At 70.3% G+C, this 25,830-nt stretch carries 29 protein-coding genes; 6 read left to right on the top strand and 23 right to left on the bottom strand.

The window, feature by feature from the left end:
• Window positions 1–14: 14 nt before the first annotated feature.
• The 6 genes from fliG (at window position 15) to BM290_RS31685 (ending at window position 7,135) form a co-directional block, all read left to right on the top strand.
• A complete protein-coding gene (gene fliG, locus BM290_RS31710) occupies window positions 15–1,040 on the top strand; it encodes a flagellar motor switch protein FliG (protein WP_093619581.1) in 1,026 nt (341 codons plus the stop codon).
• Complete coding sequence (locus BM290_RS31705) at window positions 1,024–1,692, top strand: FliH/SctL family protein (protein WP_239143799.1); 669 nt, start codon at window positions 1,024–1,026, stop codon at window positions 1,690–1,692. Before fliG ends, BM290_RS31705 begins: the two co-directional genes overlap by 17 nt.
• Window positions 1,689–2,996, top strand: coding sequence for a FliI/YscN family ATPase (locus BM290_RS31700; RefSeq protein ID WP_093619579.1), 1,308 nt, complete (start codon window positions 1,689–1,691; stop codon window positions 2,994–2,996). The genes BM290_RS31705 and BM290_RS31700 overlap by 4 nt, the downstream gene beginning before the upstream one ends.
• A gap of 412 nt (window positions 2,997–3,408) precedes the next feature.
• Complete coding sequence (locus BM290_RS31695; RefSeq protein ID WP_093619578.1) at window positions 3,409–3,867, top strand: cell envelope biogenesis protein TolA; 459 nt, start codon at window positions 3,409–3,411, stop codon at window positions 3,865–3,867.
• On the top strand, window positions 3,864–4,844 hold the full coding sequence (locus BM290_RS31690) for a transglycosylase SLT domain-containing protein (protein WP_093619577.1): 981 nt from the start codon (window positions 3,864–3,866) through the stop codon (window positions 4,842–4,844). The genes BM290_RS31695 and BM290_RS31690 overlap by 4 nt, the downstream gene beginning before the upstream one ends.
• Window positions 4,845–4,885: 41 nt before the next feature.
• Window positions 4,886–7,135 carry a flagellar hook-length control protein FliK gene (locus tag BM290_RS31685; protein ID WP_143134014.1) on the top strand — a complete coding sequence of 750 codons (2,250 nt, stop codon included), beginning with the start codon at window positions 4,886–4,888 and terminating at the stop codon, window positions 7,133–7,135.
• A 46-nt stretch (window positions 7,136–7,181) separates the two neighbouring features.
• Here the strand turns inward: BM290_RS31685 and BM290_RS31680 are convergent, their stop codons facing one another.
• The 23 genes from BM290_RS31680 to BM290_RS31570 form a co-directional block, all read right to left on the bottom strand.
• Window positions 7,182–7,430 (bottom strand): hypothetical protein, encoded by a 249-nt coding sequence (locus BM290_RS31680; protein ID WP_093619575.1) that lies wholly within the window; start codon window positions 7,428–7,430, stop codon window positions 7,182–7,184.
• 10 nt (window positions 7,431–7,440) lie between these two features.
• Window positions 7,441–8,988 (bottom strand): hypothetical protein, encoded by a 1,548-nt coding sequence (locus tag BM290_RS31675; RefSeq protein ID WP_093619574.1) that lies wholly within the window; start codon window positions 8,986–8,988, stop codon window positions 7,441–7,443.
• The gene (flhA, locus tag BM290_RS31670) at window positions 8,978–11,026 is read right to left on the bottom strand and encodes a flagellar biosynthesis protein FlhA (RefSeq protein ID WP_093619573.1); all 2,049 of its coding nucleotides are present in this window, start codon (window positions 11,024–11,026) and stop codon (window positions 8,978–8,980) included. The genes BM290_RS31675 and flhA overlap by 11 nt, the downstream gene beginning before the upstream one ends.
• A gap of 170 nt (window positions 11,027–11,196) precedes the next feature.
• On the bottom strand, window positions 11,197–12,288 hold the full coding sequence (locus tag BM290_RS31665) for an EscU/YscU/HrcU family type III secretion system export apparatus switch protein (protein WP_093619572.1): 1,092 nt from the start codon (window positions 12,286–12,288) through the stop codon (window positions 11,197–11,199).
• Between the two features lie 48 nt (window positions 12,289–12,336).
• On the bottom strand, window positions 12,337–13,101 hold the full coding sequence (locus BM290_RS31660; RefSeq protein ID WP_093619571.1) for a flagellar biosynthetic protein FliR: 765 nt from the start codon (window positions 13,099–13,101) through the stop codon (window positions 12,337–12,339).
• Window positions 13,102–13,105: 4 nt separating this feature from the next.
• Window positions 13,106–13,864, bottom strand: coding sequence for a flagellar type III secretion system pore protein FliP (fliP, locus tag BM290_RS31655; RefSeq protein ID WP_093619570.1), 759 nt, complete (start codon window positions 13,862–13,864; stop codon window positions 13,106–13,108).
• 2 nt (window positions 13,865–13,866) lie between these two features.
• Window positions 13,867–14,289, bottom strand: coding sequence for a flagellar biosynthetic protein FliO (locus BM290_RS31650; RefSeq protein ID WP_093619569.1), 423 nt, complete (start codon window positions 14,287–14,289; stop codon window positions 13,867–13,869).
• 5 nt (window positions 14,290–14,294) lie between these two features.
• Window positions 14,295–15,047, bottom strand: coding sequence for a flagellar motor switch protein FliN (gene fliN, locus BM290_RS31645; RefSeq protein WP_093619568.1), 753 nt, complete (start codon window positions 15,045–15,047; stop codon window positions 14,295–14,297).
• Entirely contained in the window at window positions 15,044–15,994 is a 951-nt protein-coding gene (locus tag BM290_RS31640) for a flagellar motor switch protein FliM (RefSeq protein WP_239143797.1), read from the bottom strand. Before BM290_RS31640 ends, fliN begins: the two co-directional genes overlap by 4 nt.
• A gap of 109 nt (window positions 15,995–16,103) precedes the next feature.
• Entirely contained in the window at window positions 16,104–16,562 is a 459-nt protein-coding gene (locus tag BM290_RS31635) for a flagellar basal body-associated FliL family protein (RefSeq protein WP_093619566.1), read from the bottom strand.
• Window positions 16,563–16,579: 17 nt separating this feature from the next.
• Entirely contained in the window at window positions 16,580–17,581 is a 1,002-nt protein-coding gene (locus tag BM290_RS31630; protein WP_093619565.1) for an OmpA/MotB family protein, read from the bottom strand.
• A 5-nt stretch (window positions 17,582–17,586) separates the two neighbouring features.
• On the bottom strand, window positions 17,587–18,378 hold the full coding sequence (locus BM290_RS31625) for a flagellar motor protein (protein WP_093619564.1): 792 nt from the start codon (window positions 18,376–18,378) through the stop codon (window positions 17,587–17,589).
• Window positions 18,378–18,665, bottom strand: coding sequence for a flagellar FlbD family protein (locus BM290_RS31620; protein ID WP_093619563.1), 288 nt, complete (start codon window positions 18,663–18,665; stop codon window positions 18,378–18,380). The genes BM290_RS31625 and BM290_RS31620 overlap by 1 nt, the downstream gene beginning before the upstream one ends.
• Before the next feature lie 195 nt (window positions 18,666–18,860).
• Window positions 18,861–20,165: a flagellar hook protein FlgE gene (locus BM290_RS31615; protein WP_093619562.1), complete on the bottom strand. Its 1,305-nt coding sequence runs from the start codon at window positions 20,163–20,165 to the stop codon at window positions 18,861–18,863.
• Between the two features lie 38 nt (window positions 20,166–20,203).
• On the bottom strand, window positions 20,204–20,632 hold the full coding sequence (locus tag BM290_RS31610; RefSeq protein WP_093619694.1) for a flagellar hook assembly protein FlgD: 429 nt from the start codon (window positions 20,630–20,632) through the stop codon (window positions 20,204–20,206).
• A 143-nt stretch (window positions 20,633–20,775) separates the two neighbouring features.
• Window positions 20,776–21,264, bottom strand: a complete 489-nt coding sequence (locus BM290_RS31605; protein ID WP_093619561.1) for a hypothetical protein — start codon at window positions 21,262–21,264, stop codon at window positions 20,776–20,778.
• A 7-nt stretch (window positions 21,265–21,271) separates the two neighbouring features.
• Entirely contained in the window at window positions 21,272–21,634 is a 363-nt protein-coding gene (locus tag BM290_RS31600; protein ID WP_093619560.1) for a response regulator, read from the bottom strand.
• Window positions 21,631–22,116, bottom strand: a complete 486-nt coding sequence (locus BM290_RS31595) for a chemotaxis protein CheX (protein WP_093619559.1) — start codon at window positions 22,114–22,116, stop codon at window positions 21,631–21,633. Before BM290_RS31595 ends, BM290_RS31600 begins: the two co-directional genes overlap by 4 nt.
• Complete coding sequence (locus BM290_RS31590; RefSeq protein ID WP_239143795.1) at window positions 22,113–22,490, bottom strand: response regulator; 378 nt, start codon at window positions 22,488–22,490, stop codon at window positions 22,113–22,115. Before BM290_RS31590 ends, BM290_RS31595 begins: the two co-directional genes overlap by 4 nt.
• A gap of 14 nt (window positions 22,491–22,504) precedes the next feature.
• A complete protein-coding gene (locus BM290_RS31585) occupies window positions 22,505–23,350 on the bottom strand; it encodes a CheR family methyltransferase (RefSeq protein WP_093619558.1) in 846 nt (281 codons plus the stop codon).
• Window positions 23,347–24,507, bottom strand: coding sequence for a protein-glutamate methylesterase/protein-glutamine glutaminase (locus BM290_RS31580; protein WP_093619557.1), 1,161 nt, complete (start codon window positions 24,505–24,507; stop codon window positions 23,347–23,349). The genes BM290_RS31585 and BM290_RS31580 overlap by 4 nt, the downstream gene beginning before the upstream one ends.
• Before the next feature lie 13 nt (window positions 24,508–24,520).
• On the bottom strand, window positions 24,521–25,393 hold the full coding sequence (locus tag BM290_RS31575; RefSeq protein WP_093619556.1) for a hypothetical protein: 873 nt from the start codon (window positions 25,391–25,393) through the stop codon (window positions 24,521–24,523).
• Entirely contained in the window at window positions 25,393–25,830 is a 438-nt protein-coding gene (locus tag BM290_RS31570; RefSeq protein WP_093619555.1) for a chemotaxis protein CheW, read from the bottom strand. The genes BM290_RS31575 and BM290_RS31570 overlap by 1 nt, the downstream gene beginning before the upstream one ends.

Here is a 25,830-nt window from a genome sequence, read left to right as displayed (position 1 = left end):
CACAGGAGCAACAGTTGACTACACCGGCGCTCACCACGCTCTCCATGACCGGAGTGCGCAAGGCCGCGATCATGCTCGTCCAGTTCGGCCGGGAACACGCGGCGTCGGTCATGGCGAACATGACCGACAAGGAGGTCGAGATGGTGTCCGCCGAGGTGGCTCGGCTGGGCAAGCTCGACCCCGTCCAGGTCGACGACGTGATGGACGAGTTCTACGCCATGGCCACCACCCGATACGCCGGGTCGGGTGGCATGGAGTACGCCAGGGAGCTGCTGGAGGCGTCGCTCGGCAAGGAGCGGGCGGCGCTGATCCTGGAGCGGCTCGAAGCGTCCATGAACGACATCCCGTTCAACTTCCTGAGCCACGCCGACCCCCGGCAGTTGCTCTCCTACGTCCAGTACGAGCACCCGCAGACCATCGCGCTGGTGCTGGCCCACATCCCGTCCGGGCTGGCCTCCTCGATCCTGGCCGGGCTGCCGCTGGAGGTGCAGACCGAGGTCGCGCACCGGATCGCGATCATGGACCGTACCTCGCCGGACATCATCCGCCAGGTGGAGAGCGCCCTGCAGCGCAAGCTGTCCAGCGTGCTCCAGCCGGACGAGCTGTCCACGGTCGGCGGCCTGCAGCCCCTGGTCGACATCATCAACCGGGCCGACCGCACCACCGAGCGGCTCATCCTGGAAGCTCTCGACGCGCGCAGCCCCGAGCTGGCCGAGGAGATCCGCCGCCGGATGTTCATGTTCGAGGACATCATCAACCTCGAGGACCGCGCGGTGCAGCTCATCCTGCGCCAGGTGGAGCCGGCCGACCTGGCCACCGCTCTCAAGGGCGTGCCCGAGGGCGTGCGCGACAAGGTCACCAAGAACCTCTCCGAGCGTGGCCGGGAGAACCTGCTGGAGGAGATGGACCTGCTCGGGCCGGTCAAGGTCAAGATGGTCGAGGAGGCCCAGGCCAAGATCGTCAGTGTCATCCGTACGCTCGAGGACTCCGGCCAGATCGAGATCCAGCGCGGTGGCGAGGCCGATGAGCTCATCGCGTGACCGGGTGATCCGCGGGGTGGCCGCGGAGAACGCCGCCGCCGCACGGTTCGGCATCGACCTGCGGCAGGAGACACCGGTCGACACCGAGGCCGTGGAACGGGCCCTCCAGCAGGCGCGGACCACCGGATACGCCGAGGGCTGGGCACAGGGCAAACGCGACGCCGCGGCCGCCAACGAGGCGGCCGCGGCACGTGCCGTCGCGGCCGAGGAGGCGTACGACCAGCGCCGCGCCACCGCCCTGGCCAGCGCCGTGAACGCCCTCGGCCGCGCGGTGACCGGCCTGGAGGACCAGCTCATGCCGACCTTCACCGAGCTGCAGGAGGTCGTGCTGGCCAGCGCCTGGGAGCTGGCCGAGGCGATCGTCGGGCGTACCCTGCGCGACGACCCGGAACGCGGCGCGGACGCGCTGCGCCGGGCGATGACCGCCGCGCCGGAACACGGTGACGTGATCGTCAGCCTGCACCCCGACGACTTCCGCAACCTCGTCGGCGAGGGCTCCGCCGAGGACTTCGACTTCCAGGGCCGCCGCATCACGCTGCGCCCCGACCCGGGACTCCAGCCCGGGGACGCGATCGCCGAGACCGGCACCGCCACCGTCGACGCCACCATCGCCGCCGCGGTGGCGAGGGCCCGCGAGGCGCTACGCCTGTGACCGACCTCTTCCAGCACCGCATCCGGAGCGCCGTCGAAGCGGCGCGCCCGGTCGTCAGCGGCCGGGTCACCGGCGCCGTCGGCCTGCGCGTGACGGTGAGCGGTCTGGAAGCCAACGTCGGTGACCTGCTGCGCATCGGCACCGGCCCGGACCAGGTGCTGGCCGAGGTGGCCGCCCTCGACGGCGAACGGCTCTCCTGCATGCCGCTCGGCCCGATCGCCGGGATCGGCGCCGGCACCCCGGCGATCAGCACCGGCGGGCCGCTGCGCGTCGCGGTCGGCCCCGACCTGCGCGGCCGCATCCTCGACGGGCTGGGCCGGCCGATGGACGGCGGCCCACCGCTGCGCGGCGCCCTGGTCCCCATCGACGCGGCGCCACCGTCGGCGATGGAACGGCAGCTGGTGGGTGCGCAGATGTCCCTCGGCGTACGTGTCCTCGACACCCTCGTCCCGTGCGGCAAGGGCCAGCGCATCGGCATCTTCGCCGGCTCCGGGGTCGGCAAGTCGACCCTGATGAGCCAGATCACCCGGGGCACCGCGGCCGAGCTGAACGTGGTCGCCCTGGTCGGCGAACGCGGCCGTGAGGTGCGCGAGTTCATCGAGCACGATCTCGGGCCGGAGGGCCTGGCCCGCTCGGTGCTGGTGATCGCCACGTCGGACACGCCACCGCTGGTCCGGCTCCGGGCCGGCGCGGTCGCCACCCGGATCGCCGAGTACTACCGGGACGAGGGCGCCGACGTGCTCCTGATGATGGACAGCGTGACGCGTGCGGCGATGGCGCAGCGTGAGGTGGGGCTCTCAGTCGGCGAGCCGCCCGCCACCCGCGGTTATCCGCCGTCGGTCTTCGCGATGCTCGCCTCCCTGCTGGAACGGGCCGGGCCGGGCGCGCGCGGCAGCATCACCGGGCTGTACACGGTTCTCGTCGAGGGCGACGACCACAACGAGCCGATCGCCGACGCGGCCCGCTCGATCCTGGACGGGCACATCGTGCTGGACCGCAAACTGGCCACCGCCGGGCACTTCCCGGCCGTCCAGGCCCTCGACTCGATCTCCCGCGTCGCCAACAAGATCACGAATCAGCAGCAGCGGGCCGACGCCACCGAGCTGCGCCGTCTGATGGCCGCGCACCGCGACGTCCGTGAACTCGTCGAGATCGGCGCCTACGTGCCCGGCACCAACCACGACGCCGACCGGGCCAACGCGGCGTGGCCGCAGATCACCGCCTTCCTCCAGCAGGACCTCGACGACCGCACGACGGCCGAGTCCGCGTGGACGGCTCTGCGCGCGCTGATCGCCACCTCCTGACCGGCCGGCTCCCAGGGCGGAAACCACCGCATCAGCCCGGCGGCCGCGTTGCGGCCCCGAGCCCCGGCAACCTCGCGCGGCGCGGGCGGGGCGGTCCGGTCTGCGGTTGAGGACTTTTCCTTTCGTACGAGATGAGGCGCGCGACACCACCGCAGACGCCGCACCGGCCGGCCGGGGTCGTAAACCGGAACCGGGCCGCAGACCGTGCCCACCCGCCGCGCCCGGCCCCGGCCGACGTGAACCGGGAGTGACCGCGCACCGCGCCCACCGAGCACCGGAAAGCAGCGAACGGTGGCCTTGAGGGATGCCGTGTCAGCAGCTCAGTAGCGAAGTCGGTGCAGGGGCTCAGCCGTCCGGCGGGCGGACCGAAGCGGCTAGGTGAGGGCCCACCGGCCCCGCTAGGAGGCCAACGTTGAACCGCCTGTTCCGACTGGCGCCCGTGCTGCGCGCTCGTAAGGCCCAGGAGGACGCCGCCCGCGGCGCCGTCATCCAGTCCCGTGCCGAGATCCGTGAAGCCGAGGCCCTGGTCAAGCGCCGCAAGCTGGACCTCGTGGGGGCGGACGCGCCGAGCGAGGGCTCCGCCCGGGCGATGGTCGCCGCCCTGGTGGCCCGGCAGTCGCTGGCCGCCGGGTTGTTCGATGCGCAACGGATGGTGACCAGCGCCGAGGTGATCGAGCAGGAGAAGCTGGCCGCTCTCGCCGACGCCGCCAAACGCCGCCGCGCCGTGGAGCTGATGGCCGAACGCCACGCCGCCACCGTCAAGGCCCACGACCTGAAGACCGACCAGGCCGCCCTCGACGAGCTCGCGGTCACCGCCGAAGCACGGAACGCCGCCGGAAACGTCGCCGACCCGAACCGGAGCGAAGCATGATGCTGGGTGTCACCGGAGTCCTCTCCCGCGTCGCCGAACTGCAGGATCAGCTGGGTCTCAACCCCGCGCCCACGGTGGTCGGCGGCACGTCGGGCGCGAAGTTCGCCTCGGCGCTCGCCGGGGCCACCGGCGCGACCGCCGGCACCACCGCCGCCTCCGGGCCGACCGGTGGCGACGTCGTCGAGGCGGCGAAGAAGTATCTGGGTACGCCGTACGTCTTCGGTGGCGACGACCCGGCCAAGGGGCTGGACTGCTCGGCCCTGGTCCAGCGGGCCTACCGCGACCTCGGCGTCGAGCTGCCGCGCAACTCCTGGCAGCAGGCGAAGGCCGGCCGTCCGGTGGCGAGCCTCGCCGACGCCAAGCCGGGCGACATCCTGGCCTTCAACTCTCCGGTCGACCACGTGGCGATCTACCTGGGCGACAACCGGATGATCGCGGCGCCGAAGCCGGGCGACCGCGTCAAGATCCAGAGTGTGTACGAGACGCCCAGCGCCATCCGCCGGGTCCTCGACACCGTTCCGTCGGCGGCCGTGCAGGACATGTCGTCGCTGCGACCGGCCGGGCTGCGGGCGGCGGCCACCGGTGGGCTCGGCGGGGTGCCCTACGCGAACCTGTTCGAGCGGGCCGGCGCCGAGTACGGCGTGTCGCCCAAGCTGCTCGCCGCGGTCGCCAAGGTCGAGTCCGGCTACAACCCGAAGGCGGTCAGCAAGGCCGGCGCGCAGGGCATGATGCAGCTGATGCCGGCGACCGCCCGCGGGCTCGGCGTCGACGACGCGTTCGACCCGGCCCAGGCCGTGAACGGCGCCGCCAAGCTGCTCGCCAGGCACCTGCGCGAGTTCAAGTCGGTGCCGCTCGCGCTGGCCGCCTACAACGCCGGTGGTGGGGCCGTGCACAGGTACGACGGCATTCCCCCGTTCGCCGAGACCCAGGCTTACGTCCCGAAGGTGCAGAAGGCCCTCGCCGCCCTCGGCGGCTGACCACGGGCCCGGATCAGACACCCACTAGCAGGGGAGAACGTATGACCAGCGCGAGTTCAGTGTCGGGCCCCGACCGCCGGCCCGGCGCCGACGGGACCCGGCGGGCGGGCGGACGGCGTGGGGAGGGCGGGCCGGAGTTCGGCTCCGCGCTCTCGGCCGAGATGAGCCGGCCCGGTGACGACGACGAACGAGCGGTCGACCGGCCACCGGGCCGGCCCGAGTCCCGCCCCGCCGCCGACCCGCGGAACCTGGCCACCCACGCGGCGGCCCGGTTCGCCGCGGACCGGGCCGCGATGTCCCGCGCCGCCGCCTCCCGGGCGGCGACGTCACCGGCCGCGGGCGAGCGGGCGGCCACCGCGGGTGAGCGAGCCGCAATGTCGCGGGGCGTGGGTGAGCGGGCGGCTCCCGCGCGAGGATCGGCCGACGGACGTGACGGGATGCGGGCCGCTGACCAGCGCGAGGCCGCATCGCGCGCATCCGACGTGCGGGACGCCGCATCGCGCGCGTCCGGCACGCGTGACGCCATGTCGCGTGCGGCGGCGCGGACCGCCGATGGGCGGGAAGCTGCCCAGCGTGCCGCGGCCTCGCGGACGGCCGACGGGCGCGACGCGGCTCAACGCGCCGCGGCCTCCCGGACAGCCGACAGCCGCGACGCGGCTCAACGCGCCGCGGCTTCGCGGGCAGCCGCCGGACGGCCTGGAACGTCGCGGGGTGAGCGTTCCGGGGTCGAGAAGGCGTCGGAGCGGCGGGAGACGACGGGACCGGGGACGAAGCCGGCACCGGACCGGTCGGACGCCCCGAAGACCGTCGTGGACCGGACGACCGGCGCCCCGGTGACCCGGAAGCCCGGGGAGCCCGGCGTGGCCGGGCCACCGGGCGAGGCGGATGCGGACCTGGCCGGGACGGACTCGGCGACCGGTACGGCGAAGACGGACTCCCCCGCCGCGGAGACGGCCGGGACCGAGGACGGCACGGAGGCGGAGAAGGGCACGGACGCGGCCGTGACAGCGCTGGCGACCGCCACGATGCCCGGTCTCACGGTGCCCGTCGCGACCGGGGCCGCCACGGCGGCGGCCGGCGAGACCGCCACGGCGGGAACCGCGGCGATCACCGATGCGGCGCCGCAGGTCACCGCCGGGGCGACCCGGCCGGCGACTGTCACGGCGTCGGCCGGAACGGCGCAGCCGGGCACGGCACAGACCGGCGCCGACCCGGCGGCCGGGACGCAGGCCGCTCCGACCGGCACCGGCCCGGCGGCCGCGGCCGTCTCCGGTGACGCGTCGGGCACTGCTGCCGGAACGGCCGCCCCGGCCGCCGGCGGAACGGCCCCCGCCACGCCGCCGGCCGGTGGCCAGGTCGCCGCAACGGGTGCGACCGGTGCGGCTCCGGCCGGGGTGGGGACCACTCAGGGCGTACCCACGGGGGCTGGAACTCCGGTGGGTCAACCTGCGGCGACCGCCGCCGCGACGGTGACCGAGACCGCCGCCGCGCCACGCCCGGAGGGTCTGCGGACGCCGGAGACGACCGCGACGTCGCCCGCCGCCGACACCATCGGGACGGCCGCCGCCGATCCGGCGCCGACCGGCGAGGTCGCACCGGACACCGGCGGGCAGGGCGGCGCCGGGCAGGGTGACGGTTCTGGTCAGGGCGAGGGCGGCGGTACGGCCGGCGCCTTCACCGGCGGCGTCGAGCGCGCCGCCGAGTCCGGCACCGGTACGACCGCCGCGTTCCCGCAGCTCGGCACCCCCACCGACACCGGCGTCCCGGCGGCTCCGGCCGCCGCCGGCCTCACCGGGGTGACCGGACCGCAGGCCACCGCCCCGGCCGGCCCGGCCGCCGACACCCCGGCGCCGCAGCAGGCCCCGCCCGCACCGGCGCCCCCGGCGGCACAGCTGGCCACCCGGCTCGTCCCGCTCCGGCTGGACGCGGACGGGATCCACCGGCTGACCGTGCAGCTGCACCCGGTCGACCTGGGCCCGGTGCAGGTGGTGGCGGAGATCCGCAACGGTGACATCACGGTGCAGTTGTCCGGTGGGACCGAGGCGGGCACCGAGGCGCTGCGGTCGTCGCTCGACGATCTGCGGCGTGAGCTGGAGAGTTCCGGGTTCGGCAACTGCACGCTCGACCTGCGGCACGGTAACGCCCAGCAGCAGGGACGGCAGCAGTTCGCGGAGACGCCGGGGCGGCGTGCGGACGCGCCGCGCGGTGGCCCGGATGTCGGCCCGGAGCCCGCGCCGGTCGCCACCCGGCGGGTGGATCCGAGTGCGGGCCGGCTGGACGTGCAGGCCTGAGACACGGCCGGCGCCGGTTCCCGTCGGGTGCGGGGACCGGCGCCGGTCAGCTGGTCTTTCCGGGTTCGGGGCGGTCGTACGGCTCGGGCACCATCACGGCGCCGGGCGGCTCGTCGTCGGCCTTGCGGTATCCGGCGAGGACGAACCGGAGGCCGGCCATGAGCACGGCGGCGATCGGCACGGCCACGAGGAACCGGATCAGCACCTGGATCAGGTCCACCTCATTGCCGAGCAGACGATAGAACGCCGGCGCGCTCATCAGCAGCGCGAACAGCAGTACCGACGGCTTGATCATCGGCGGGCGGTCAGCGGCGGCCGGAGCGGGTCACCCGGCGTGGCATCACGGCCGCCGGCATGACCTCGGCCGCGATCCGGGCGCAGAGCATGGCCGCCCAGGCGTGCGGGGTGGCCGGCTTGCCGTCCAGCGAGAAGATCGGGACGTCCAGGCCGAGCACCGACGCCGGATCGGCGGTGAGTTCCACGCTGTGCACCACGAGCGCCTCCACCTCGCCGAGATTGCGCAGGTGGCGAGCCGAGTCGGCAGTCTTGCGGGTGGCGTCGACGACGGCCCACAGGGCGGTGGCGCCGAGCGCGTCGCACATGTCGTTGACCCAGAACGGGTCGGTTCCGCCGACCGGCGCCTCGATCACGACCACCCAAGGGTGCTCGGAACTCTGCAGTTTCTCGGCCCGTGACTCGGCCGCGCTGCGGCTGGAGATGAGCCGGGACGAGTGCAGCCCGGTGCCGGCCGTCGATGGCGCGGCGAGCAGCAGGTGGGTCTGGTCGACGTGCAGCTGTTCGAGGATCTGCTTGGCGATCGGCACCGCGGTGTGCACCTCGCCGGCCAGCACCAGGATCTCGCCGGGACCGTCCGGGATGCCGGGCGCGGCCGGGCGGGCGGCGAGCACGCTGAGCACTCCGGCGTACGTGTCCCCGCCGGTGATCTTGCGCGCCATCGACTCGGGCATGCCGACCGTGATCAGGTTGCGCTGCACCGGGTCGAGCTCGCCGGAGCGCGACGCGGCCGGAGCGGTTGCCGTGGTGGCCGCCGGAGCAGCCGCCGCCGGGACGGGCGAGACCGGGGCCGCCGACTCGTCCAGCCCGTACACGTCGGCCGCGGACCGGATCGGGGTGACCGGCTGCGCGAACGCGGCGCGCGGCGGGGCCGGTGTGGGCTCGGCGGTCCGGAACGGCGCCGGGGAGACCGAGCGCGGCGCGGCGGTGGCGGCACGGATCGGGGTCATCGTCTCGCGGGCCTCGGTGGCGGGGCGTTCCTTGGCGGCGGGCCGCTCGGGGAAGCTCGGGATGGTGGGCAGCGCCGCGGGGAGTGGCCGCTGACCGGCGTTGACCGCCGAGCCGGTGGCGGTGGCCGGGCGGAACGGGCGTACCGTCGGCGTCTCCTCGCGTGCCTCGGCGGGCTTGGCCGTCTCGGCGGCGCGGGGCCGGGACGGGGCACGGCCCTCGCCGAGGTGTCCGGCGACGTCGAGACCGGCCATCAGCTCGGCGAACGCGGCCCCGGTGTCACCGAGCCCGGCCTGCCGGCCCTCCTGGCGGGTTCGCCGTTCTCCGGTGGCGGGCGTCCGCTCGGCGGTCACCCGGTCCCGCGCCTCGGCCTGCTCGAGCAGGCGCTCGAAGTTGTGTGTGCCGTTGCCGGCGACGGTCTGTTGCGCCATGTCATCACTGTCCTCGGTTGGATCCGGTACCTCGACGGAGAGCTCGTAGTGCTGCTTCGCGAAGAAGCCCCCGATGCCACCACTTCGTACCTTGTCGGCGGAGATGATCCGGACGCTCGAGCCGTACTCGTCACGTACCTGAGCCAGCAGTGGCTCGATGGCCGGTCCCTCAAGCAGCACCCGCGTAGGCACCGTTCACCACCCCTATCGTCTCGATCTGTGCGGTGGAACCAGAGATTTCGCTGTACGACAGCACCTGGACCCGGCGCGAGCCGGCTCGCAGCAGTCGCATCAGTGGCAGCCGCAGCTGTGGTGAGCAGGCCAGGACGGGGTTGAGTCCCTGCTGCTCGGCGGCCTCGGAGAGCCGGCTCGCCTCGCTGACGATCGCCTCGGCGCGCATGCCGTCGATCGCCATGAAGGCGCCGGTGTCGCTCGGCCGCAGCGACTCGAGCAGGCTCTGCTCGAGCATCGGGTCGAGGGTGATCACGGTGAGCCGGCCGGCCGTCGCGTACTGGGCGGCGATGGCCGGCCCGAGGGCGCCACGTGCCGCCTCGACCAGGCCGTCGTGGTCCTGGGAGGTCTTGGCCCGCAACGACAGCGCCTCGAAGATGCGGACCAGGTCGCGGATCGGCACGCCCTCGTCGAGCAGCGCCTGCAGCACCTTCTGCACCTGGCCGAGGCTGAGCAGCGCCGGGGTCAGCTCCTCCACCACCACCGGGTGGGTGCGCTTGACCATCTCGGACAGCGCGCGGACATCCTCGCGGCCGAGCAGGCGGCTGGCGTTGGTCCGGACGATCTCGGCCAGATGCGTGATGATCACCGAGGCCCGGTCGACCACCGTCGCGCCGGAGATCTCGGCCTGATAGTGCAGCTCGGCGGGGACCCATTTGCCGGCCAGGCCGAAGACCGGTTCGACCCCGGCCCGGCCGGGGAGCGCCTGCAGTCCCTCACCGATGGCCAGGACGGTTCCCGGCGGCGCCTGGCCGGTGCCGGCGTCGACCCCGGAGATCCGGATCGCGTACGAGGAGAGCGGCAGATCCAGGTCGTCCCGGGTGCGCACCGGCGGCATGATCACGCCGAGTTCCATGGCCATCTTGCGGCGCAGGGCGCGGACCCGGTCGAGGAGGTCGCCGCTGCTCGCGTCGACGAGGTCGACCAGGTCGGGGGCGAGCGCCAGCTCCAGCGGGTCGATGCGCATCTCGCCGAGCAGCTGTTCCGGCGAGTCCGGCGCGGGCAGGTCGACCGCCTCGGCCGCGGCGCCCTTCTCGAGCGGCTCCGGGACCGGGTCCTTGATCCGCTGAGCGATCAGCAGCACGGTTCCGCCGACCAGCAGGAACGGCAGCGGCGGCAGGCCGGGGATGACGCAGAGGGCCATCGCCGCGCCACCGCCGATCCGCAGGGCGAGCTTGTTCTGGCTGAGCTGCGTGGTGACGGTCTGGCCCATGTCGCCGGAGGTGGCCGAGCGGGTCACGATGAGACCGGTGGCGACCGACAGCAGCAGCGCGGGGATCTGCGAGACCAGGCCGTCGCCGATGCTCAGCATGCTGTAGTGGTTCATCGCGTCGGCCGGGGACATGCCGGCCTGGAGGATGCCGACCGCGAAGCCGCCGACCAGGTTGATCACCGTGATGATGATGGCCGCGATGGCGTCGCCCTTGACGAACTTGGACCCACCGTCCATGGCGCCGTAGAAGTCGGCCTCCGAGGAGACCTCGGCGCGGCGCTTCTTGGCCTCGGCCTCGTCGATCAGTCCGGCGTTGAGGTCGGCGTCGATGGCCATCTGCTTGCCGGGCATGGCGTCGAGGGTGAAGCGGGCGCCGACCTCGGCGACCCGCTCGGCGCCCTTGGTGACCACGATCATCTGGACGATCACCAGGATCGTGAAGATCACCAGACCGATCACCAGGTTGCCGCCGACGACGAAGCTGCCGAACGCGTGGATCACCTTGCCGGCGTCGCCGTCGCGCAGCACCAGGCGTGTCGCGCTGATGTTGAGCGCCAGCCGGAACAGGGTCATGACCAGCAGCAACGCGGGGAAGACGGCGAAGTCCAGGGGCTTCTGCACGAACATGGCGATCAGCAGCACGAGCAGCGCCGCCGTGATGTTCACGGCGATCAGCATGTCCAGCAGGAAGGTCGGCAGGGGGACGACCATCATGATGATGATGCCGACGACCCCTATGGGTACGGCAAACCTGCCAAGGTTTCGGTTCTTCACGGTACCTTCCGAGCATGGGCAGTCCGATGGCCATCCGAGCCCAGCCGTCGCCGTCCTGGCGTTGTTCTGTTCGGCGTTCCGTCGCCGTCACTGAGGCCGCTGTGGCACCGCCACGCACCGATCTTCCCTGCTCTTGCACCGCGATGTGAGGAAATCTCCGGAATCGGTGGTTATGCCGCAGCTGGGGTCGGGTTCGGATTGCGGTGGATCCCGGCCGCCGCACCACGTGCCTTCAGGCTCATCACGAACGCCAGCACCTTGGCCACCGCGCCGTAGAACTCCGCCGGGATCTCCTGGCCGATCTCACAGTTGGCGTTGAGCGCCCGGGCCAGCGGGATGTCCTGCACCATCGGGATCCGGTTCTCGGTGGCGATGTCGCGGATCTTCGCGGCCAGCGGGCCCTTCCCCTTCGCCACCACCCGGGGCGCGCCCTTCTGCGGCTCGTATCGCAGGGCCACCGCGACGTGCACCGGGTTGACCACCACGACGTCCGCGGTCGGCACGTCGGCCATCTGCCGGTTCCGGGCCATGGCCATCTGCTTGGCCCGGATCTGGGCCTTGATCAGCGGGTCGCCCTCGGTGTTCTTGTGTTCCTGCTTGACCTCCTCCTTGCTCATCCGCAACTGCTTCTTGGTCCGTCGCCGCACCACGAAGTAGTCGGCCGCCGCCATCACGATGCCGGCCACCGCCGCCGCCCGGATCAGCCGGATCGCCGCGTCGCTGACCACCCCGAGCAGCGTGACCAGGGGCAGCCGCCCGGCGTCCATCAGCACCGGGATCATGTCCTGCATCGTGAACCAGAGGACCGTACCGAGCACGGTGGTCTTGATCAGGGCTTTGAAGCCCTCCCAGAGCGCCTGCGGGCCGAGCATGCGCTTGATGCCGCTGAACGGGTTGAGCCGGTTGAACTTGGGAATGAACAGTTTGGTGGCGACCCGGATGCCGCCCTGCGCGGCGGCCGCCACGACGCCGACCGCCATCATGGTCAGCGCCAGCGGCAGCACCGCCCAGGCGGCGCTCATCAGCGCCTCTCGCAGGATGGCGAGCGTCTTGCCGGGATCCGGGTCGATGATCGTGTCCGGAACCTTCTCCATCAGCTCCTGGGCGTGCTCCATCGCCTGGCGCAGGGTGCGCGGCAGCATGATGCTCGCGGCGAGCATGCCGACCCAGGCCCCCAGGTCCTGGGATTTGCCGATCTGGCCCTCCTGCTTGGCCTTCTTCAGCTTTTGTTGTGTGGGTTCCTCGGTCTTCTCGCCGGACACGTCTCACCTCCCCGCGCTCGTGGCTCTACCAACGTTCTTCGGCGCGGGTCAGCCCCCACTGAGCCGGACCACCGCGGTGACCGCCTTCTCGATCAGCGTGTCCAGCGCGCCCGGCAGCATCGCGATGGCGATCCCGGCGAGCGTCACCACCAGGAAGATCTTGATCGGGAAGCCCAGCTGGAACGCGTTGAGCGCGGGCGCCACCCGGTTCAGCAGGCCCAGCGCCACGTCGGCGAGGAACAGCACGGCGATCAGTGGCCCGGCGATCTGCACGGCGGCCAGGAACATCTCGCCGATCCCGCGCAGCAGCAGCCGGCTGAAGGTCTCCGTCGAGAAGGAGGCGTCGAGCGGCAGGGTACGGAAACTCTGGAGAAACCCGCGCAGGATCATCTGGTGCCCGTCCCCGGCGAAGAGCAGGGTCAGCGCCACCAGGTTGTAGAAGCGGCCGAAGATCGAGGCGCTGCTCTGCGAGAACGGGTCGTACGTCGACGCCAGTGTGAACCCGCTGAAGAGGTCGAGCAGGTCGCCGGCGGCCTGGACGGCGGAGAAGAGCATGAGCGTGAAGAAGCCGAGCGCCGCGCCGACGAAGACCTGGAGGGCGGCGCTGGCGATCAGGTCACGGGTCTCCAGCGACGGGACGGTGGAGGTCAGGTACGGCGTCATCGGCAACGTCAGCCCGACCGAGAGCAGCGCCTTGACCTGCCCCGGGATGAGCCGGGAGTTCAGCGGCGGGCACACCATCATCCACGCGCCGGTCCGCACCGCCCCCAGCATGACCGCCAGGAACTGTGCGATGGCAATGTCGAAGCTCATCGTCTCAGTACGAGCCCACCAGCGCCGTGATGATCAGACTCCACCCGTTGACCAGCACGAACAGCAACAGTTTGAACGGCAGCGCGATGGTGACCGGGGGCAGCATCATCATGCCCAGCGACATCAGCGACGCCGACACCACGAGGTCGATGATCAGGAACGGGATGAAGATGACGAACCCGATGATGAACGCGGCCCGCAGCTCGGAGAGTACGAACGCCGGCACCAGCGTGGTCAGCGGGACCGCCTGGATGTTGGCCGGACGGTCCTCACCGGACACCTTGATCAGCAGCGCCAGCTCGTCCTCGCGGGTCACCTCGTACATGAACTCGCGCAGCGGCTCGACACCGTCCTTGAAGGCCTGCGACTGGCTCTTGTCGCCCTTGAGATAGGGCTGCACACCCTGGTCGTTTATCGCCGACATGGTCGGGCCCATGATGAACAGGCTCAGGAACAGGGCGAGCCCGGCGAGCACCTGGTTGGGTGGCATGGTGGTCAGCCCGAGCGCGTTGCGGGTGATGCCGAGGACCATGAAGACCTTGGTGAAACAGGTGCAGAGCAGCAGCAACGCCGGGGCCACCGACAGCAGCGTCAGGCCGAGGACGATCACGAGGGACGCGGCCGGCCGGCTGCCGTCCGGGTTGGTGCCGTTGATCCGGATGTCGATCGAGGGTGGCGTCGGCGCGGGCGCCGCCCCGGCCGCCGTCGGCAGCAGGAGCAGGGTGGCCACCAGCATCAGCAGGCCGAGCGCACGCCTCGCCATGTCTATCGCCTCGTCGTCCGGTCGCGGAGAAACTCGATGGTCGAGGTCCACGTCTTCGGGGAGAGCAGGGAGCCGTCGAGCCGGCCGCCGAGGCTCCTCGGATGCCGGCCCGGGAGCTTGGCGTGCAGGCCGTCGGGCTCCAGCTCCATGTGATCCCGATGTTCCTCGGGCTCGGTCTCGAAGGCGTCGATGTCCGTCTCGCCGAGGAGGCTGACCTGCTGCTCGGTGATGCCCAGCACCAGCGCCCGGTCCGCCACCCGGACCACCGCCACCGCCGACCCGCGGCTCAGCTGCTGGCGGTTGAGCACCGCGAGCACCCCGTCCCGGCGGCTCGTGTACGGCCGGCGGACGGCCTTGGCGAGCAGCCACATCAGCATCAGGACGACCAGCAGGGCGGCGATGACGCGAAGGGTGAGCGCGATCAAGACGGTTACTCCGCGCCCGGCGAGACGATCTCGGTGATCCGGATGCCGAAGTTCTCGTCCACGACGACGACCTCGCCCCGCGCGATCAACCGGCCGTTGACCAGCAGGTCGGCCGGGCTGCCGGCGGCCCGGTCCAGCTCGACGATCGCGCCCGGGGTGAGGGAGAGCAGCTCCCGCACGCTCATCCGGGTCCGGCCCAGCTCGGCCGAGACCTCCATCTCCACGTCGTGCAGCATGTCCAGCCCGCCCCGGCCGGAGGCCCGCCGGCTCGGCGCCGACATCGGCGCGACGTTGACCGCGCCCGGTTCGGCGCCGGGCCACTGGCTCAGCGCGAGGGCGAGCACCGCCCGTACCTCCGTCTCGTCCTGGAGGGGAACCGCGACCGAGCCGTCCTTCGCGGCCAGCGCGCTCAGCGCGATCTCCGGCTCCATCAGCTGGCCGGGGTCGAGGACCACCGGGCCGAAGACGCGGGCGGCGGCTTCGAGCGCCGGCCGCACGGCGGCGGTGAGGTCCAGCTCGCCGAGCGGGCTCTCCCGCAGAGCGTCCGCCAGGTCCTGGCCGACCACCACGAGGACCTCGCCGGAGGCCGCACCGGTGAACCGCGCCGTGATCGCCTGGCCCTCGATCACCGTCCCGGCGTCCGGTACGACCGGATCGCCGGCCACCAGGGCTCGGCTGGTGGGCAGGACGGCCAGCGCGGCCTCGGCGGCGTTCCGGGCGAGCGCCAGCTGAGGCGCGGTCATGGTGGGCGCTGTCATGGGCGGCCAGACTCCTTGGACGAGCTCTCGTTGGGCGACGGCACGACGAGACAGGCCAGCCGGGCGCCCTGGTTACCGGGAACTGCATGAGCGAAGACGATGTCGTGCACGGTCACCTCGAGCGGCCGGCTGGTCGCGTGTCCGAGCGGGACCACGTCGCCGGGGCGCAGATCCACGATGTCATCGGTACGCATCCGAATGGGCTGAAATCGCACTGCTACGTCGATCGGAGCGGCGGAAAGTCCGGCCGTCAGGTTCCGCAGGGCGGTGTCCTTGGCCTGGCGTTCGGCGGCACTCAACACGATCGCCTCGGTACGCGACAGCACCGGCAGGATCGTGTTGAACGGCAGGCAGAGAGTGGAGATGCACTCCTCGGCGCCGATCTTCGTCTCGAACGAGGCCACCACCACGGCGTCGCCGGGCGCGTGGGCACGCAGGAACTGCGCGTTGTACTCGATCTCCTTGAGCTTCGGCGAGATGTCCACCATGCTCTCGAACCCGTAGCGCAGCTCGCCCAGCATGCGCTCCATCAGGCCGCGCAGCAGCGGCATCTCGACCTCGGTCAGCGGCCGCTCCGGCTGGCTGCCGCCGGGCCCGCCCAGCATGTGATCTATCGCGGTCATCACCGCCGACTGGGCGATCTCCAGCAGGACCGTGCCGGGCAACGGGTCCAGCGTGACCACACCGATGATCGTCGGGTTGGCGAGCGCGCCGACGTACTCGTCGTAGTTCAACTGCTCGATGGAGATCAGACTGACATTGCTGACCGCCCGGAGCCGGGTGGTCAGCAGGGTGCCGCAGCTACGCGCATAGGACTCGAAGACCATCTGCAGCGTACGGACGTGTTCGCGGGAGAGCTTGATGGGACGCCGGAAGTCGTACGCGGTCGGGCCCCCGCCTTGGCCGCGACGTGACATCCTGCCGGGGGATCGCTGAGCGGTGGTCACGTCGTCCTCATCGGCTCACTTACCGAACCGCTGAGCCGTGGCGGCGTTTTCATCCAGTTCTCGCACCGATGGGCGGGTCCCGTTGAGGAGACCCGCCCGGACGACGGCCTTACTGGGTCACGAAGGACGTGTAGTAGACGTCCATGACCATCTTCGTCTTGTCCTCGGTGTAGGCCTCGATCATCTTGGCCACCAGCTCCTTCTTGATCGCCTCGCGGCCCTCGGCGGTGGAGAGCTCGGCGACCGTACGGCCGGTGTACTCGTCGATCGCCAGCTGGTAGGCCTCGCTCAGGTCGATCGCCTCCTCGCCGGCGTCCTCGGTCTGCTGGACCGCGAAGCCGAGCTTCAGGTAGTGGCCGTCGGCCAGGTTCACCGTGATGGTGCTCTCGGCCGGGGTGACGACGCCCTTGACCAGCTTCTCCTCGGCGGCCGAAGCCGTGTCGCCGCGCAGCATGAAGAACGCGCCCGCTCCACCGCCGCCCAGGATGACCAGCACGAGGGCGATGACCACCATCAGCATCTTGTTGGACTTCTTCGGCGCCTCGGCCGTTTCCTTCTCGTCAGCCATTACGAACTCCCCTCGGTTCAGTCGTGCTTGGTGGTGGTGGTCGTGGTGGTCTCGGTGGCGGCCTTCTGCTCGGCCTCGTACTCGGCGGTGGTCTGGCCGGTGTGCAGCTTCCCGTCCTCGCCGGCCGCCGACGGCAGCAGCGCCGCCTGGTCCGCGGTGAGCTGGGTGAGGACTACGACGTCCACCCGGCGGTTCATCTGGATCGAGCGCGGGTCCTTCGGGTCGATCAGCGGCTTGGTGTCGGAGAAGCCCACCGCGCTGAGCCGCTTCTTCGGCAGACCGTGGTCGGTGAAGAACCGGACCGTCGTCGAGGCGCGCGCCGCGGACAGCTCCCAGCCGCTCGGGTAGAACGTGGTCCGGGCCTTGAGCTGGTTGGTGTGGCCGTCGACCTCGATGCTGTTGGGCAGGTCCGCCAGCGTCGGGGCGATCGCGCCGAGGATCTTCTCGCCGCCGCTCTGCAGCTCCGCCCGGTTGCCGGCGAAGACCACCTCGTTGGTCACGATGGTGACGATCAGGCCGCGCTGGTCGATCGTGAACTTCGCGCTGCCGAGCATCTTCTGTGCCGCCAGCGCGTCGGCGATCTTCCGTTCGATGGCCTTCAGGTCCTCGGCCTCCTTGGCCGCCTTCTCCGCGTTGGCCGAGGCCTTCTTGCGGTCCTCGGCCTGCACGGCCCGCTCGACCGCTTCCTTCTGCTTCTGGTTCAGGCCCTCGGTGCCCGAGGTGCCGTCGCCCGGGTTGGAGCCCGGGTCGATCTGCACCACCTGGGCGTTGTTCGAGGCGCCGTCCAGCGGGGCGTAGTTGCCGCTGAACGCCGCGCTCTTGGAGCCGAAGCCCGACGACAGGCCCTGCGCCAGCTGCGCGAACTTCTTCTGGTTCACGTCACTCATCGAGAAGAGCACCACGAAGAGAACGAACAGCAGGGTCAGCATGTCTGCGTACGACACGAGCCAGCGCTCGTGGTTGACGTGCTCCTCGTGTTCCTCGTGCTTCTGCTTACGCTTGCCGCCCCCGCTGCTCATCTAGGTCAGGCCGCCTTCTTGCTCGAGGCCGCCGCTTCGGCCTTCTTCATCTCGTCGGGCGGGAGGAGACTGCGCAGCTTCTGGGCCACCAGACGCGGGTTCGAGCCGGCCTGGATCGCCAGGACGCCGTCGATGACCAGCTCCATCTCCTCGGCCTCGATGTTGCTGAGCCGGTCGAGCCGGGCCGCCATCGGGAGCCAGATGATGTTGGCGCTGAGCACGCCCCACAGGGTCGCGACGAAGGCCGCGGCGATCGAGTGGCCGAGCGTGTCCGGCTTGTCGAGGTTCTCCAGCACGTGGACCAGGCCCATGACCGTGCCGATGATGCCGATCGTCGGGGCGTAGCCACCCATGTTCTCGAAGAACTTCTTGCCCGCCTTGTCGGACTTCTTCTTGGCCGACACCTCGGCGTGCAGGATGTCGTGCAGCTCGTCCGGGTCGGTGCCGTCGATGGCCAGCTGCAGACCGCGCTTCAGGAAGGGGTGCTCGACCGTCTTCACCGCGTCCTCGAGCGCCAGCAGACCCTCACGGCGGGCCCGCTCGGCCAGCTTCACGACGTTGTCGAGCAGCTGGGTCGGCGGGGTGACCTTGTTGGTGAAGGCCTTCTTGAGCTGGTTGACGAAGCCGCCGGCGTCCTTCATGACACCACCGGCCATGGCGGCCGCGAAGGCCCCGCCGAACACCAGCAGCATCGAGGGAATCAGCAGGATGGAGGCGGGCGAGCCGCCCTCCAGGATCTGGACGGTGAAGACGATCGCCAGGCCGGCGACCACACCGATGATGCTAGCGAGGTCCATCAGCGTTCCTTCCGGTGCAGCGGGAGCACCTTGGCGTCGAGGTCGTCATCCGAGGACGACGAGGAGGTGGTGAGGGCCGAGGGCTCGGGCTCCATGCGGCTCGCCTGGGCGATCAGCGAGGCGCGGTAGTGACGCACCGAGTCGATGAATTCGGGCACGGACTCGGCGATGACGTACTTGGTGCCGTCCACCAGGGTGACGACCGTGTCGGGCGTGCAGTCGACGCGCTCGACCAGGTCGGGGTTCAGGGCGAACACGGCACCGTTGATACGAGTTACGAGGATCAAGACAGTTCCGTCCTTGGGTCGTCCTTGGCTGGTGGGGGCCGTCCGTGGCCCTTCGCCTGTTACTTCGGCCCGATCCCGGTTGCCGATGAGATCGAGGCGGTCGCGATCCGGGTGCGAAGTGATCACCCGTACGGATCGCACGAACGGCCGGGACGGGCATGTCTGCCCGTCCCGGCCGCCCGGGTGCTGCTCGTGTTACCGCTTCATGCTGACGAGCTCCTGGAGGATCTCGTCCGAGGTGGTGATGATGCGGCTGTTGGCCTGGAAGCCGCGCTGGGCGACGACCAGGTTGGTGAACTCCTGCGCGAGGTCGACGTTGGACATCTCCAGCGCGCCGGAGATGACCTGTCCCATGCCGGCGCTGCCGGGTTCGCCGACCTGCGCGTACCCCGAGTTGACGGTGGTCCGGAAGAGTGAGTTGCCGACCTTCTCCAGGCCGTTGACGTTCTTGAAGGTCGCCATCGCGACCTGGCCCAGCGTTTGCTTCAGGCCGTTGCTGTAGACGCCGATGATCTCACCGCTGTCGGAAACGGTGTAGGAGAGCGAGGTGAGGGCGCCGGCCACCTGACCGTCGGTGCTGAACACCCGCGCGTCGGTGTTGCCCGAGTACGAGGTGATGTCGGTCATGTCGACCATGTAGCCGCCGATCTCCATCTGGCCCAGGTTGTCCAGCTGTGTCGGGTCGACCTTGCCGCTGACCAGGTTGACGGTCTGCGGGTTGGTGCCGGTGGTGAGGGAGACGTTGTTCTCGTCGAAGATCTCCACACGCCAGGCCGACGTCGGCTCGGTGGGCGGGGTCGGCGCGTTGTCGTTCGCGGTCCGGGTGAACTTGGCGGTCACCGTGTGCGTGCCACCCTGGTCGTCGTAGACCTTGATCGGGATCGTGGTGATGTAGCCGGGCTTGGGCGGGGAGCCGCCGAGGTCCTCGATGCCGGCGTTGTCCACGTCGTTGGGGTCCGGGATGGTGTCACTGCTCAGGTTGCCCTTGAGCGTGATCGTCTTGGTCCGCTCCGGCGGGATGGTCGCGCCGAGCGGCATCCGGATGTCACCCGGCTTCGCGGCCGAGTTGACCTTGCCGTCGACCGCGGTCCAGCCCTGCACCGGCTCGCCGGTCGCGGTGGCGAGCACGCCGTTCGCGTCGAAGAAGAACGAGCCGGCCCGGGTGTAGAGGTTCTCGTTGCCGCTGCGGGTGATGAAGAAGCCGTCGCCCTGGATCATCATGTCGCCGGACTTGCCGGTGGTCTGCGCCGAGCCCTGGCTGAAGTTCTGGGTGATGCCGGCGACCCGCACACCGAGGCCGACCTGCGCCGGGTTGGTGCCCGCCATACCGTCCTGGGGAGAGCCGCCGGAGCCCATCATCTGGCTCAGGGTGTCGTTGAACTGCACCGCGGCCGACTTGTAGCCGGTGGTGTTGACGTTCGCGATGTTGTTGCCCGTGACGTCGATCATCCGCTGGTGCGCGTTGAGTCCGCTGATACCGGAATAGAGAGAACGCAGCATTGATGGGTTTCCTTACGCGTGGTGGAGGGGAGACGGAGTTAGGCGGTCTTGGTGTCGGTGACTTCCGTGACCTTGGACAGCTGCACATCCGTGTTCCCGACCTTGAGCGTCGGTTCGCTGTCTCCGTTGAGCTTCGCCGCGGTGATCACGCCGGTGTTCATGGCACCGGTCTCATCCATGTACGTGACCGTTTTGCCGACCAGCGAGCTGGCGCCGATCATGCGCTGCGCCTGCAGCATGCCGATCATGTCTTCCAGCTTCTCGACCTGCGTGAACTGGGCGGTCTGCGCCAGGAACGCGGTCGAGTCGGCGGGCTTGGTGGGGTCCTGGTACTTCAATTGCGCGACCAGGAGCTTCATGAAGGTGTCCTTGTCGCCGAGCGACTTGCTCTTCGACTCCGTGGCCTTGGCAGCGGCGAGCGCCTTGGCCGGATCGGCTCCGTTGGCTCCGGACACTGATGAGGTCATCGACTTCTCCTTGTCCCGTAGCAGGCTCAACCTAAGCTTCGGCCCGGCCCCGGAATTGCTTAGACACAAATTTGCGGGCCCGCCGAGTGGCGGGCCCGCAACGGGAGATCTTCAATTTGTACGCCTTCGGCGGATCCGTAGGGTCAGGGTGCGAGGGACAGGCTGAGCTTGCCCTTGCCGTACCGGTTGACCTCGACGGCAAGGTCGAGGCGCCGGCCCAGGGCGAGCAGCACGGCACGGGCGTCGGCCGGCAGCTCCTGGTTCGGGTAGATCACCTGGTAGAGCTTCACGTGCGGCGCCCCCTCCCGGTTGAGGAGGCTGGTGAACACGTTGCACAGCTCGAAGACGTTCTCCGCCAGGTTCGGGAAGAGCTGCTTCTCGTCGATGCTGTCCTCCGCGGCGCCGGCCGGCAGGAGGCCGAGCGCGGCGCCCGCGTTGGCGGCGAGGCTGAGCGTCATGCCCATCACCGCGTAGATCTTCTGGCCGTTGTCGGTGAAGATCGCGGTCGTGGTGAGAGGAACCTCGGGCGCGCTGATCGGGTCGCCGGGGCTGACCGTCACCTCTCGACCGAGTAGGTCCTCGAAAAGGTTGCGTACGGCTAGAGAGCCGGGAAGAACCGAGACGTCTGACATGTCTTAATCATCCCAAAATAGGAGCGAACACTTCGTCGAATCGCTCAGCGGTGAAGGGTTTGACGATGAAGAACGCCGCTCCGGCGCCTTCGGCGGCCGACTTCATCTCCGGAGTGCTCTCCGAGGTCACGAAGCCGAACTTGACGTTGTTGCCGGCGGCGCGAAGCTGACGCAGCACCTCGATGCCGGTCATCTGCGGCATGTTCCAGTCGGAGATGACCAGATCCGGCTTCTCCGCGGTGACCATGTCGAACGCCTCCTTGCCGTCCGCGGCCTCCACCAGGTCGTGATCCCCGAACCCGGCCTGTCGCAGGGTCCGGACGACGATCTGCCGCATCACCCGGCTGTCATCGGCGATGAGGATCTTCATGCACCCTCCTCCTTGTTGTCGGTGCTGCTCTGCCACATCGAAATGGACACCGGTTCGCCTTCCCACATCCCGTACACGCCGCTGATGCGCTCGGTGTTCGGGAATCGCGCCGATGCCTCCGGCGCGAGTACCACCTGCGGGAGCGACAACTGCGCCCCCGGCGGCAACATCGCTTTGACGTTGCCACCGACGATGTTGGCCAGTTCGCCGAGCGTGTCGGAGATGTCCTCCTCACTCACTTCCTCAAGCTCCATGGCGAGGAAGGCGGCCGCGGCGCGCTGGGCGGCGGCGCGGGAGGACGCGTACACGACATGCCCGGTCCAGGACCCGGTGATCGATACCGAGGAGTGCACCTCGGAAGGCTGGTTTTCGTCGTACGTGGGGATCAGCGGACTGACACCCTCGGGGTCCAGGTATGACTCCCATACCTGCTCCACCATCTCGGCGAGGTCACTCTCGTCGACCTCGACTTCGACACTCATGAGTTCGCTCCGGTCGGGACGAGGCCCAGCAGGGCCAGCTTTTCGATCATGGCGCCTTCGGTGAAGGGCTTGATCACGTATTCGTGGGCGCCCGCGGCGAGCGCCCGGACGATCTGGCTCTGTTCGCTCTCGGTGGTGACCATCACGAGCGTCATCTCCCGCAGTCGCGGGTCGGCCCGGACCTTGGTGACGAATTCGAGCCCGTTCATGTTGGGCATGTTCCAGTCGATGAGGGCCAGCTCCGGCACCTCGGTCATGTCGGCCAGGAGGTCCATCGCCTCCTTGCCGTCCCCGGCCTCCACCGCCTCGAAGTTGAGCTTCGTGACGATGCGCTTGAGGATCATGCGCATCGCGCGCGAGTCGTCGATCACCATGGCACGCATCGGCGTCATCCCCTTCTCGCGGCACCGGCGGGCGCCGCTGTACGAGACCGGTAGGCAGAGGTGCGCCCGGCGGCCACCCGTTCGTAGTTGTCGTCGATCCCGATAGTGGTCTCGGCAGCACCGAGGAAGAGCAGCCCGTCCGGGCGAAGGATCTTGGCGGCGTTCTGGAGGACCTGGCGCTTGGTCGCGACGTCGAAGTAGATGAGGACGTTGCGCAGGAAGATCACGTCGAACGGCTGCATCGGCGGGAACGGCGCGGTCAGGCTCATGTGCTTGAACGACACGTTCTTGCGCAGCGCCGGGATGATCCGCCAGTGCGCGCCGGCCCGCTCGAAATACTGCACGAGCTGGGTGGCGGCCAGGCCCCGGTTCACCTCGACCTGGCTGTACTCGGCCTTCTGCGCCCGCTCCACCATCGCGGTGGAGATGTCGGTGCCGAGGATCTCGTACGTCCATCCGGCCGGCAGGGTCTCCTGCAGTGTGATCGCCAGGCTGTACGCCTCCTGGCCGCTGGAGCTGGCCGCGGACCAGAAGCGCAGCTTGCGCACCGTGGCCCGGGACTTGATCAGCTCCGGCAGGACCACGTCGGTGAGCGCGGCGAACGGCTCCCGGTCCCGGAAGAACGAGGTCTCGTTGGTGGTGAGCGCGTCGATGATCTTCCGCTGGTGCGCCGGATTGGGGCGCTTCTGCAGCTCACCGATGAACTCGTTGACGTTCGGCGAGCCGACCGCCCGGGCGACCGGGATGAGCCGGGCCTCGACCAGGTACTCCTTGCCGGGCGCAAGGACGATGGACGCCTCCTTGCGGACCAGGTTGGAGACGAAGGCGAATTCCGCTTGGGACAGGGTCATCGGGCCACCGCCGGTGACCGGCCCACCCGGACACGGTTGACCAGGGCCCCCGCGATCCGGTCCAGCGGCAGCACCTCGTCGGCCAGGCCGGCGGCCACCACGGCGCCGGGCATGCCCCAGACCACCGAGGTCGCCTCGTCCTGTGCCAGCACCTCGGCGCCCGAGTCTCGTAGCACCTTCGCACCACCCCGTCCGTCTTGTCCCATTCCGGTGAGAATCGTCGCGAAACACGACCCGCCGTACAGAGCGGCCACCGACCGGAACATCACGTCCACCGCCGGCCGGCACGAGTTCTCCTGCGGCCCGTTGTTGAGCTGGGTCATCGTCGTCGTCCCGCGACGCTGGAAGACCAGATGCCGGTCACCCGGGGCGATGTAGACGGTCCCGGGGGTGAGCTCCATGCCCTCGCCGGCCTCCACCACCTTCAGCGGGGTGCTGCGGTCCAGCCGCTCGGCGAACATCTTGGTGAACACCGGGGGCATGTGCTGGGTGATCACGATCGGGACGGGCAGGTCGGCCGGCAGCCCGAGAAGCACCTTGGTGAGCGCGTCCGGGCCGCCGGTGGACGAGCCGATCGCCAGGATGTCGATCTTGCCGCCGGGGCCGCGCTTGACCGCGGGCCTGGTCGGGGCGGCCGGGCCCGCTCCGGGGCGCACCGGGGCGCCGGGCGCCGAGCCGGGCCGCAGCGGCGCGGGGCCGGAGGGTCGCAGTCCGGCCGGGGCCGGCCCACGGCTGGGCGGTCCGGCCGGCGGACGGCGACGGCCACCCAGCGCCTGGATCTTGGGTACGAGCTGCTCGCGTACCGCCATCATCGACTCCTGCACGGAGCCGACGTTGCTCGGCTTGGTCACGTAGTCGGTGGCGCCCGCCGCCAGCGCCTCGAGCGTCGCGGTCGCGCCCGCCGCCGAGAGCGTGCTGAACATGATCACCGGGGTGTTGTGCCGCTTGCGGAGCTCGCGGACCGCCTCGATGCCGTCCATCTGCGGCATCTCGATGTCCATCGTGATCACGTCGGGCTTGAGCTGATCGATCTTCGCCTGTGCGAGCAAACCGTTCGCGGCGGTGCCGACGACCTGGATGCCCGGCGCCTCGCCGAGAGCATCGACGATCAGCCGACGTACCACCACGGAATCGTCGACGACGAGAACCGAGATCATTCGACCACTCCCTTCAACCGAGCCAGGCCGGGCCGAGCGCCGCGACCACCGGAGCGAGCAGCCGGTGAGCCGTGGCGGTGTCCAGCAAATCGCGCACCACCAGCGCCTGAACGGCGCCGCTGAGCATGTTCCAGACCCCTCCGGCACGATCTGCCAGCGGAATCCCGGCCGTATCCACCGCCTGCACCAGCAGCATCTGGGCGGCGGCCGCGGTACGGACCCGGTCGGAGAGGTACGCCGCCCACGACGCCGAGTGCACGGCGGGCGACCAGCCGGCGGTGTTGCGCCGGGCGTCGTCGGCTGCGGTGGAGACTCGTTGGCGGTCCTCCGGGCGCAGCGTGCGTAGCCGGTCGAGCAGGGCCGACACCGTGTAGTGGTGCGGTCCCAGGTCGATCGGCGGGCCGGACGGCAGCTTCCGTACCGCCGAGACCCACCCGGCGCCGAGCCGGCGGCGGGTCTCCTCGTCCAGCACCTCACGCAGGTAGCTGGCGACCGCGGCGTCACAGAGCAGCGCCGTCGCGGCGGCCGCGTCCTCGCTCTGCCGGGCGTCCCGGCCGGTGCCCTCCCAGGTCCACGACATCACGTCGTAGCGCAGGCAGGTCAGCAACGCGTCCACCGAACCGATCGGCGCGCGTTCGACCAATGCGAGGTTTCCGGCCGGGTCGTCTTTCGACATTCCCTTGAGTGTCGGCATCCGCCGCGCGGCGGACTCCACCTCCACCCACAACGGCCCGCGCACGTTCTCGTCGGGCAGCCGCTCGGCGAGCACCGGCAGGTCCCCGCTCTGCAGGCGCAGGGCACGCAGCATCACCTCGGCGGCGGCCGACCCGCCCTCCAGGCGGGTCAGGTCGAAGCCCAGGACCGGGGCGCTGACCAGGCTGTACATCAGTTGGTGGCGCGGTAGGTATCGACGGCCTGATTGACGTCGAGAGCCAGCATCAACCGCCCGTCCAGCTTGAACGTGCCCACTACCAACTCCCTCGTGGGACCGCTCAGCGTGTCCGGTGGGGGTTCGAACGTCTCGTCGTCGAGATCGACCACCTCGCCGATCTTGTCCACCAGCAGTGAGACCGGCTCCCCGTCACCCCGCAGGATGACGTTCATGACCGGTCCCTGCAGGGCCTGCCGGGCGAGGCCCAGCTGCACCCGCAGGTCCACCGCGGCGATGACCTGACCGCGCAGGTTGAACAGGCCACCGACCGCGGGCGGCGCGAGCGGCACCGGGGTGTACTCGTTGTACGAGAGCACCTCCTGCACCGTGTGCACCTCGACCCCGAAGAGCTGGCCGTCCACCTCGAAGGTGGCGAACTGACGACTCGCCAT

It is taken from the genome of Actinoplanes philippinensis, assembly GCF_900113015.1.
GTDB lineage: Bacteria > Actinomycetota > Actinomycetes > Mycobacteriales > Micromonosporaceae > Actinoplanes > Actinoplanes philippinensis.
This window is presented reverse-complemented; position numbering and strand designations above follow the sequence as displayed.